This is a genomic window from Rheinheimera sp., from assembly GCF_020217005.1.
Lineage (GTDB): Bacteria > Pseudomonadota > Gammaproteobacteria > Enterobacterales > Alteromonadaceae > Pararheinheimera.
This window is the reverse complement of the sequence record NZ_JAIWOI010000200.1, coordinates 1-10,000: the sequence shown is the minus strand read 5'-3', so window position 1 is coordinate 10,000 and position 10,000 is coordinate 1. Positions and strand designations below refer to the sequence as shown.

7 protein-coding genes are annotated in these 10,000 nt (G+C 47.5%); 2 read left to right on the top strand and 5 right to left on the bottom strand.

Going from position 1 to position 10,000, the window contains the following annotated elements; translation table 11 throughout:
* From nagP to nagK, 4 genes are all read right to left on the bottom strand, one after another.
* Positions 1-1,105, bottom strand: a 1,105-nt coding sequence (nagP, locus tag LDL40_RS09790; RefSeq protein WP_300995144.1) for an N-acetylglucosamine MFS transporter NagP, incomplete at its 3' end; no start/stop codon positions are given.
* A gap of 56 nt (positions 1,106-1,161) precedes the next feature.
* The gene (gene nagA, locus LDL40_RS09785) at positions 1,162-2,274 is read right to left on the bottom strand and encodes an N-acetylglucosamine-6-phosphate deacetylase (RefSeq protein ID WP_300995143.1); all 1,113 of its coding nucleotides are present in this window, start codon (positions 2,272-2,274) and stop codon (positions 1,162-1,164) included.
* 10 nt (positions 2,275-2,284) lie between these two features.
* A complete protein-coding gene (gene nagB-II, locus LDL40_RS09780; RefSeq protein WP_300995141.1) occupies positions 2,285-3,283 on the bottom strand; it encodes a glucosamine-6-phosphate deaminase NagB-II in 999 nt (332 codons plus the stop codon).
* Positions 3,284-3,307: 24 nt separating this feature from the next.
* Complete coding sequence (nagK, locus tag LDL40_RS09775) at positions 3,308-4,216, bottom strand: N-acetylglucosamine kinase (RefSeq protein WP_300995139.1); 909 nt, start codon at positions 4,214-4,216, stop codon at positions 3,308-3,310.
* Positions 4,217-4,639: 423 nt separating this feature from the next.
* Between nagK and LDL40_RS09770 the strand changes: the two genes are divergently transcribed.
* Positions 4,640-7,207 carry a family 20 glycosylhydrolase gene (locus LDL40_RS09770; RefSeq protein WP_300995138.1) on the top strand — a complete coding sequence of 856 codons (2,568 nt, stop codon included), beginning with the start codon at positions 4,640-4,642 and terminating at the stop codon, positions 7,205-7,207.
* Positions 7,208-7,298: 91 nt separating this feature from the next.
* Here LDL40_RS09770 and LDL40_RS09765 read toward each other — a convergent pair whose 3' ends face one another.
* Complete coding sequence (locus LDL40_RS09765; protein ID WP_300995137.1) at positions 7,299-8,270, bottom strand: Gfo/Idh/MocA family protein; 972 nt, start codon at positions 8,268-8,270, stop codon at positions 7,299-7,301.
* 572 nt (positions 8,271-8,842) lie between these two features.
* Here LDL40_RS09765 and LDL40_RS09760 point away from each other — a divergent pair.
* Positions 8,843-10,000, top strand: a 1,158-nt coding sequence (locus LDL40_RS09760) for a sulfotransferase (protein ID WP_300995136.1), incomplete at its 3' end; no start/stop codon positions are given.

The following is a 10,000-nucleotide window of genomic DNA, read 5'->3' as shown; positions in this document are numbered from 1 at the left end:
GGCCAGATAATGCCAGTGGCCAGACCGCAGGCCAGACTATGGCATTAGCCAGGCCAAGTATAGCGATAAACAGCAAAGTATCAGGTAAAGCTGTACCGCCAAAAGGTATCAACAGCGTATTCGCAATCAGATAAGAGCTGCTGTCCCCCAAAACTATAGCCAGTGTCAAAACCAGGCCCAACACTGCAGAAATGGCTAAAGCTTTTTGCTGAGACAGCACCCGGGGTATAAGTACTATGCCCAACACATAACCCAACACCATACAGGCCATAGTATAAGAGGTCATGACTGTATAACGTTCAACCCCTAGTGATAAGGCAAATAGACCTATGGTATCGCCCGCTATCACTTCAACGGCCACATAAACAAATAACGACAGCACACCAAACACCAAAGCAGGCTTAGCCAGCACAGCTTTTAACTGATCGATACCAGTGCCTGTATCCGACTCTTTTTCCAGTTCAGGCAAAGGCGAATATTTGACCGCCAGCGCAAGCAAACCTAAAAACACCGCCAGCCCCAGGTAGGGGAAAACCAGGCTTGCCGCCATAGCGTCAATTTGCTCAGATGTCAGCACCGCTTCAGCAGGCGCAGTAAAGCCACTGACGATAAGTGCAGTAAACACCAAAGGCGCCACTACGCCAGCAGTTTTGTTTAAAATACCCATAATGCTGATACGCACAGCTGCGGTGTCTTCTGGGCCGATTTTCACAACATATGGATTAACTGCGGTTTGCAACAAAGTTTGGCCCGCCCCTATGACCAGTTGTGCAAAAAGGAATAGAGCAAAAGTCTGGGTTTGTGCTGCCGGAATATACAAAAGGCCTGCCAGCATCATCACGGCCATCCCCAACGCCATACCATTTTTATAACCAACCCGGCGTATCAACCAGGCTGATGGCAAAGCTGTAAAAGTCACGGCTATATAAAAAGAAAACAGCACCAGTGAGGCCTGCAGTGGGCTGAGCTGCAGCATCTGCTTTAAATAAGGCATCAGAGAACCATTGAGCCAGGTGGCAAAACCTAATACAAAAAACAGCATGGCCACTATGGCCATAGGCACAACACTGCTGCGCGCCTTGGGAGTATCAACTGTCATTTCCATAATTCCTTCCTGTTGCTTTAATAATTATTATGTTGAATTTATTGGATATTTTACACTCAGATATAAGGGCGACCTTCCAGCCAGCACTGTTGCACAACCCCTTTGTTATTCAGCAATGCCAGATCAGCCATACTGCCAATTCGAATTTGGCCACGTTCTTTACTGATGCCTAAAAACTCAGCTGGATACAAAGATGCCATCCTGACCGCCTCGGACAACTCCAGACCCAGCTCATTCACTGCATAAGAGACCGCACTGGCCATATCCAGCACTGATCCGGCGAGATTGCCGTTTAGGTTGGTTAACTTATTGCCGTCACGAATTACTTTACCATCAAAAAAATCGAACTCGGTTTGGCTGGTTCCCACAGGCGACATCGCATCTGTGACAATCAACATTTTGCCTTTTGGTTTAGCGGCTAAAGCGACTTTCACGGCCAGCGGATGTACATGTAAACCATCTAAAATCACACCACACCAACTATCAGCATCAGCCAGAGCCGCACCTACCACTCCGGGTTCACGCGAAGTCAAAGGCGACATCGCATTGTATAAATGCGTAAAACCTGTAGCACCTGCAGCCAAAGCTGCCTGTACTGTGGCTGCATCTGTATTGCTATGGCCTAAACAGACAATCACATCTGCATCGACTAAGTCTTTGATTTGCTGAGGACTGATGGTTTCAGGAGCTACGGTGATTAACTTAATGCCTAAGTCAGTACGGCGATAAATCGCCAGCTCAGCTTCTGATAAAGGCCGGATATAGTTTTGCGGGTGCACGCCCTTTTTTGGCACAGACAAATGTGGGCCTTCAAAATGCACGCCCAACACTCCAGGTTCTTTGTCTGCTATAGCTTGCGCTATCACATCAGCAGCCTGCTGCATCACAGCCACAGAATCTGTAATGACAGTAGGCAATAGCGCCGTACTGCCAAACTGAGCATGAGCTTTGACCATAGTGCGCAGCGCTTCGGCGTTGGTGCTGGTGTTAAATAAAGCGCCACCGCCACCGTTCACCTGAACGTCGATAAAACCCGGGACTAGTGTGCCTTCAAGCACAGGCCCATCTGCGGGTCGGATCGAATGAATCCGGCCTGAGTCGATACTCAGAGTGACATTATGTTGCCAGTGTTGACCATCAAAAAGCCGTGCGACTGAAATCTGCTGCATCAGGACCTCATCAAACTGTTTTAGTAACTTTATTCAGTCCGGGAGGCGCATCGGGGTTGACGCCCCTACTGCGGGCTACAGCTTCAACATCCAGATAAAAACGTTGTAACAACGCCAGAGGTAACACCCGCGGGTTGGACAATAAATCACTGTGATGTAAATGCACTATACGGGCACCACGGCGACGCACTTCAGCGATTTGTGCCTGATGGGCAGCATTGGCTTCATCCGCTATGCTGACATCCACGATGGCAAACTGATCTTTGACCAAAGTGACAGGACCGTGAAGGAATTCCGCACTGGAAAAGGCTTCTGCGTGAATGCCACAGACTTCTTTCAGCTTTAAGGCTATTTCACGACTGATGGCGTAACCCGGTCCGCGGCCCAACACTACTAAATGCTCAACACTTTCCAGAGATTGCGCTGTTAGCTGAGCTGGTAAATCAATAGCTCGCTCCAATAGTTCGGGCAAACTGAGCACAGCATCCTGCAATTGGCTGTTACCTGACCAGGCCGCCACCAGTTGTAATAAAGCACTTAATGTGGCCAGATAACTCTTTGTTGCAGCTACTGCTTTTTCCGCTCCCACATTCAGGGGTATGACCTGATCTGCTTGTTCAGCCAAAGGTGAACTTTCATCGTTGACCAAAGCAACGACTAAAGCACCAGCAGCCTTCGCCATAGCGACCTGAGCGAGAATATCCGGGCTGCGGCCCGACTGTGAAATAACCAGTACTAAAGCCCCGGTTAAATCCAGCTGTTTGTTGTATACACTGGCTATAGAGGGAGCAGCGGCAGCAACAGGTAATCCGATTTCAATTTCAATCAGATACTTTGCAAAGACACCGGCATGATCAGACGAACCTCGACCAACCATATAGACATAACGGGGTTGTTTTTGTTTGATCAACCGGACTATGTCAGCGATACGATTGGCATTAGCTGTTAGTTGTTCTCGGATCCGGCTTGGAGCTTCTGCTGCTTCCTGCGCCATAATAGTGCGGGTCATGGTTCTGTTACTCACTGCTTAAAGTTAAGAAATACGTTGGGCTTTTTGTTGGCGCTGTTTTGCAAACCAGACAGCGCCAAATTCAGGTGCAGCTAAAGCTGGCGTAACTTTTTGCTGTACTTCTGAGGTCAAAAAAGGTTGTAGTTTGTGCGCCAAACCACCAATTAAAGATAAACGTGGTGGATTTATGCTTAGTAATCGTTGAGCTATAGCACTAATATGGGCGGCAGCCTGTTGTACCAGTTGCTGCGCCAATAGATCGCCTCGTTCTGCAGCTGTAAACACCAGTGGCGCGTACTTAGCATAAGTAGTTGGGCTGGCATGCATGAAAAAATCCACCAGAGCCAGGGTTTGACTGAGTTTTAATTCGTCACATAGCAAATCTGTTAGCAGAGTTTGCGGGCCTAACTGATCTTTGGCCAACAACACATGGTGTACCATCTGCAAACCGATCCAGGCACCGCTGCCGTTATCTCCGTAAGGAAAGCCATGACCACCAACTTCAATTAATTGACCTTTCACATCAGCCAGACCACAAGAACCTGTACCTGCAATGATCACCGCACCATCACCGCCCTGGTGGGCACCAATACAAGCCACATGTAAATCACTGGTCAGGTGCATTTCTTGAAAAGGATGTTGCCACTCAGAAAAAATACGGAAATACTCCGGCATATTGACACCAGCTAAACCTGCACCAACAATTAATTTGGACATATCCTTGAAGGCCATGCCAGCACAATTTAGCGCCTGTTGAGTGGCTGCAAGAATAGAGTCGGTTGCCACTTTCATGCCACGTAACGGATTTGCAGGGCCAGATAAGCCCTCCCCTATGACTTGATTATCCTCTGTGACTATGATGACCCGGCATTTGCTGCCGCCACCATCTACACCTAAATAAAACGGGCCATCATAGCCTACTGCTGTAGTCATCCCACCAACCTCGTTGCATTGTCCTCTGGCCTGCGTTAATCCAGTCAGATTAAGCTTTCACCTGTCGCTGTCTATTATTTCAACAAAATGTCAATTGACAGCGTTGTCATTTTTTTAATTCAGCATATAATAATTTTGACAAATAACAAGACCCTTGTTTAAAAATCGAACTTATTTTTTCGATGAATGCAAAAAACAAAACAAATTAACTTTATAAATCAAACAATTAAAAGAGGTCCATCTTGTCATTGTTCTGTCACTTTGACTATCTAAATGATGTCAGATGCCAGTATTGTTGATCTATCCCCTCAGCGGATAAGGCAGTTAGTATTTTTAAAATCTGCGGCTTTAGACACTCAGGGGGATGATATCCATCAGGGAATAACACTAGGTACAGTGTACCGCTGTTAAGGGGAGCGTACGATGAAGTATTTTTTACTACTATGGCTTTGTATTGGTTACTTTTTTAGTGGACAAGTTTTTGCTATTACCCAGACAGAACTAGCTGAATTAGCCAACAACACCGAATTAAAGTTTGGGTTAAAAAGCAACTTTACTTCAGCAACACAAAGTAAAGTTCAGGCTGAATTGTTGCTGCACAATAAGTCGACAATAACTCTGACTGCAGGAGCCGGTAGCTGGGAGATTTATTTCCACGCGATCAGAAAACTGGATACAACAACCCAACAAGGCTTAACTTTAGAGCATATACAAGGTGATTTACACCGTCTGACACCCACAACAGGCTTTAAAGGTTTGCAACCAGGTCAACAGCTGCGCTTTAGCTTTTCACCTTCTTCTGCCCTTGTAAGCTACAGTGATTGGATGCCAAGGGCCTTTATCACAGCCAATGGTTTAACTCCTGAAATTTTCGCCAACACGGACACAGAAGATTTCAGTCGTTTTGTTGAGGCTTATACAAAACCGGAGCAGCTTCAGCGCTTTAATCAACCTGGTCCGGATTTATATCCGATAGCCACCAGCCAAAACCGCTTTGTCCTCAACCAGCAACAGCTATCTGCCTTTGAGAAACCCGAGCAACTTTCGATAGTACCCAGCCCAAAACAAATCAGCTACCAACGCGGAAAAACTCAACTTAGCAGTGATTGGGTTATTTATCACGCCGGCCGCTTAAGTTCTGAAGCGACTTATTTACAGCAACAACTAACGCAAATCACTGGTTTGTCTTTACCCTTGGTGACTAACACTCCTGCCGCAAATCAACCCCACATTGCTTTGGGTATGACCGGGCGCAAAGACCACCCGCAAGGCTATCAGTTGGTGGTACATGACGATCAGATCGTCATCAGCGGAAATGATAACGCTGGTGCTTTTTATGCGGTACAAAGCTTATTGAGCCTGCTCCCGGTTGATGGGCAGCGCAATGTTCTGTCCAACGTGACCATCAGCGACTGGCCCCGTTATGGCTGGCGCGGCTTGCATTACGATATGGCGCGTAACTTTCATGGTAAAGAAGTAACATTGCGGATGATTGATCAATTAGCCCGCTATAAACTAAACAAGCTACATCTGCATTTAACTGAAGATGAAGGCTGGCGCATCGAGATCCCTGGCTTACCAGAGTTAACCCAATTAGGCGCCTATCGCTGCTTTGACCTGTCAGAACGAAACTGCCTGCTGACTCAGCTTGGTACAGGTCCTTTCAAATCGGGCAACGGCAATGGCTATTACAGCACAGCAGACTTTATTGAGATTCTAAAATATGCGGCTGTGCGCCATATTGAGGTGATCCCTGAAATAGATATGCCAGGACACGCCAGAGCTGCAGTCAAAGCTATGCAAGCCCGTTATCTGACGCTAAAAGAGCAAGGCAAAGAACAGGAAGCAACACAATTTTTACTGTCAGATCCACTGGATAAATCCAAGTACATGACGGTGCAAAACTACACAGACAACTCAATCAACGTCTGTATGCCTTCTACTTATGCTTTTGTCGATAAAGTACTGTATGAACTGCAACAAATGTACCGTCAGGCCGGATTACAACTGAGCACTTTCCACATGGGCGGCGATGAAACCGGCGCCGGCTCCTGGACAGCGTCCCCTGCCTGTCAGAAGTTAATAGCTTCTCCAGACAACGGTGTAGCAGGTGTGGCCGACTTAAAGCCTTATTTTGTTGCCAAAGTTGCCCAGTTGGCAGCACAACGACAGCTTAGGTTAGGTGGCTGGGAAGACGGTCTGATGTACGACGCGAAAACTCCGTTTAACCGCCAGCAATTTGCCAATGAACAAGTCTATGCCAACGTTTGGGATAATATTTGGGAATGGGGTGTCGCTGATCGCGCCTATCGTTTAGCCAATGCCGGTTACCAGGTAGTACTGTCACACGGCACCCACTTGTATTTTGATCATCCGTATGAAGCTCATCCTGAAGAAAGAGGCTATTACTGGGCTGCGCGCTTTACCGACGTCGCCAAAGTCTTCGGTTATATGCCAGATGATTTATACGCCAATGCCGACAAAACCCGTGAAGGCAAACCTATTGAAGATCTTGAAACCTTATTAGGTAAAGAGTTACCAGCTTTGGAAAGACCTGAAAACATTCTGGGTATACAAGGACAGATCTGGACTGAAACCATTCGCACAGCGCAGCAATTGGAAGAAATGTTATATCCACGCTTATTGGCCTTAGCCGAAAGAGCCTGGCACAAAGCAGACTGGGAAGCGGCAAAACCTGATGTTGCAGCCAGGCAGCGTGATTGGCAACGTTTTGGCTGGACCTTAACACAGAAAGAACTTCCCCGTTTAGCCGAAGCTGGTGTGGCTTTGTATCTGCCGCCTCCCGGAGCAGTGTTGCAAGATGGCTTGTTATTGGCCAATAGTGCATGGCCAGGCTTACAGATTGAATACAGTGAAGATCAAGGCAAAAGCTGGGTACCTTATACTGAAGCAATCAAAGTCAGTACCAACCTTCTGTTACGTAGCAAAGCCAAAAATGGCGCCACCAGCAGAGTGACCAAGCTGGATTAGCGGCTGGATCAGAGCTTCGGCTCTGTCCCACCTCTGGGCGAAAGGAGCTGTGTTAGATGACTTAGAGTAGTTAAATACTGGGACAGAATTTTTAACTTGGTCCCAGTATGTGTTCCATCATCCAGCTGGCTCTGGCCGCGGTTTTCCCCGTAGAGGGGTGCCCCCTGCTGTGCAACAGGTCTTCTACCATGGCCTGAATATGGTAAAACTGGATATTTTCCGGATGTGCAATATCCAGACTTAACTGCTGATCAGCAGTTAACAACGACACTGGTTGGTTTTCAAAGACAGAAAACTCAATCCGACCTTTACTGCCATAAATCACCACTTGGTCCTGACGTTCAGCAGCACCAAAATTCCAAAAACCACATCCTAAACAACCAGATTGGAATTGCCAGACTGCCGAGACAGCATCCTCAGCGGCGTAGAGCTTTTGCTGATTCTGGCAAAAGCCCCGCACGTCCACCACATCTCCCAGTAAATACAACAGTAAATCAAGGCCATGGCTGGCTAAATCGATAAAATAGCCCCCTCCTGCTTTAGCGGGATCGGTGCGCCAGTTATACTGCCCAGCCAAGTCAGCAGCATTAGGGCTGCGGCTAAAGTTCCATTGCACCTGCCGCGGCTCACCAATAAGCTGCGTATCCAGCCAAGCTTTGATCTTAAGAAAACGCGGTAAGGAACGTCGGTAATAAGACACATACAGAGGCAAATTTTTTTGTTCAAAAGCCCTGATCATCTCTTGGCACTCTGCTGCATTCAGCGCCATAGGTTTTTCAACACAACAAATTTTACCCGCAGCTGCAACCTGCAACGCATAGTCTTTATGACTATCAGGCGGAGTCGCGATATAAACAGCATCGACTTCAGGGTCGTTGATCAGCTGCGACGCGTCGCTATACCAGCGAGGCACCTGATGACGTTTGGCATAATCTTCAGCTTTGGCCGCATCACGACGCATCACCGCCACCAGGGCTGAGTTAGCTACTTTGTTAAAAGCAGGGCCACTTTTTAATTCGGTGACATTGCCACAACCTATGATGCCCCATCTAACTTGCTGCACCTATTTCTCCCTATATATCAGCATGGATTTTAGGCAAACCCTGCGGCCACTTTAATGGGCCTTCCATTACTTTGCCAGTCGAAAAGATCAACGCCAGCTTGACTAGGTTGATCACACTGCTTGCCTATGATGAGCGCATTGAGTCTTTCGAGTTGTATCATCTCTACTCTGCGCCTGTCAGTGGTGACATAGCCCCTTCCCTACCAATAAAAAAAGAGGACACTGCACGCAGTATCCCCGAAGACCCTTGGGTAAGGATTGGCAACTAAAACACAATGCTCCAGGTGGTGGAGATCCGGGCAAACCCAGTCTCCACCAATTCGGTCCCGAGGCTGCAGTAACAGCCCTCAGACGCGAACAAACTTCCGACAGCCGAATGACACTCACATCTGAGCACAGGCTGTTCCGGGACAGCTCAAAGATAAAACCTTACATCAATGACAACGCTGTCATAATGATATTAGTGTTTATTTTCACCAAATCAAGTGTTTTTTTGCAGTTTTAAGACTGTTTTTTTAAGCTAAAGCTTGTAGCGAGAAAATTCTTAATAGCGAGCAGGGTTACGGGACGAAATGACAGCAGAACAAAACTCAGCACCACAGTTAACCGCTATTCAGCATCTGATGCAGATGGGCCAAAATGAGCAGGCACTGCAAGCTTTGTTGCAACTTCAAACAGAGCAACCAGAGCTTCTGACAGGTTATCAACTGCTGTTTCCACTGTTGTTTAAATTAAGGCGACTTACAGAGCTGCAGCACTATGCGCAACTCTGCACGGAGCGCATGCCGCAGCACTTATTAGGCTATCAGGCACTGTCTATGGCGCAGCGTTTCTCGTTGCAGCATCAACAGGCCATTGAGAGTTTGTTGTTAGCGCAGCAACGTTGTGGAACTACAGCGGCTCTGTTACATCAATTGGGTGTATTGCATAAAGAAGCGGGCCAATTACAGCTGGCTTCGGATTATCTACAGCGGGCTATAGCACTAAACCCGCATCAGGCTGAGAGTTGGTGGCAAAGAGCAGATTTAGTCAAACAGTTGTCACAATCCGAACTGGAACAACTGCAGCAACTGGCTACTACAGCGACCAGCCAAAAGGATCAGGCCAGCTTTTATTACAGCCTGTTTAGTGCCTATGACAAGGCAGGCCTGTATACCGAAGCCTTTGACGCACTGCAACAAGGCGCTAAGGCAAAAAGACGCAGCCTGCCTTATCAAAGCAGCAGAGAACTGGCTGAACTGGACAGTATTGCCAGGCATTTTGACGCTCAACTGCTAGAGCAACCCGCGGTTGACCCCAGCTTAGGTCAGCACGTCATTTTTATTCTCGGTATGCCGCGTTCAGGCACCACCTTAGTGGAGCAGATTATCTCCAGCCATAGCGAGGTGATTGCCGGGGACGAATTGTTTGAGTTGGGCCGGGCCAGTGCCGACTTATTGCAACAGAAGCAAGTGCACAAAGCCTATCCTGAATGGGCCAGAGATTTCTCAGCACAAGACTGGCATCAACTCGGACAGCAGTACCTCAAAGCTACTACCTATCTACAACAAAAAAGCTACTTTACCGACAAAATGCCGCTTAATTTTAAGGCGATAGGCTTAATCCATAAAGCCCTGCCCGGCGCCCGGATTATTCATTGCCGCCGCAACGCTATGGATACCATTTGGGGTTGTTACCGCCAGCTGTTTGCCGATGGCATCGCCTTTAGTTACGATTTGGAAGAGCTAAAG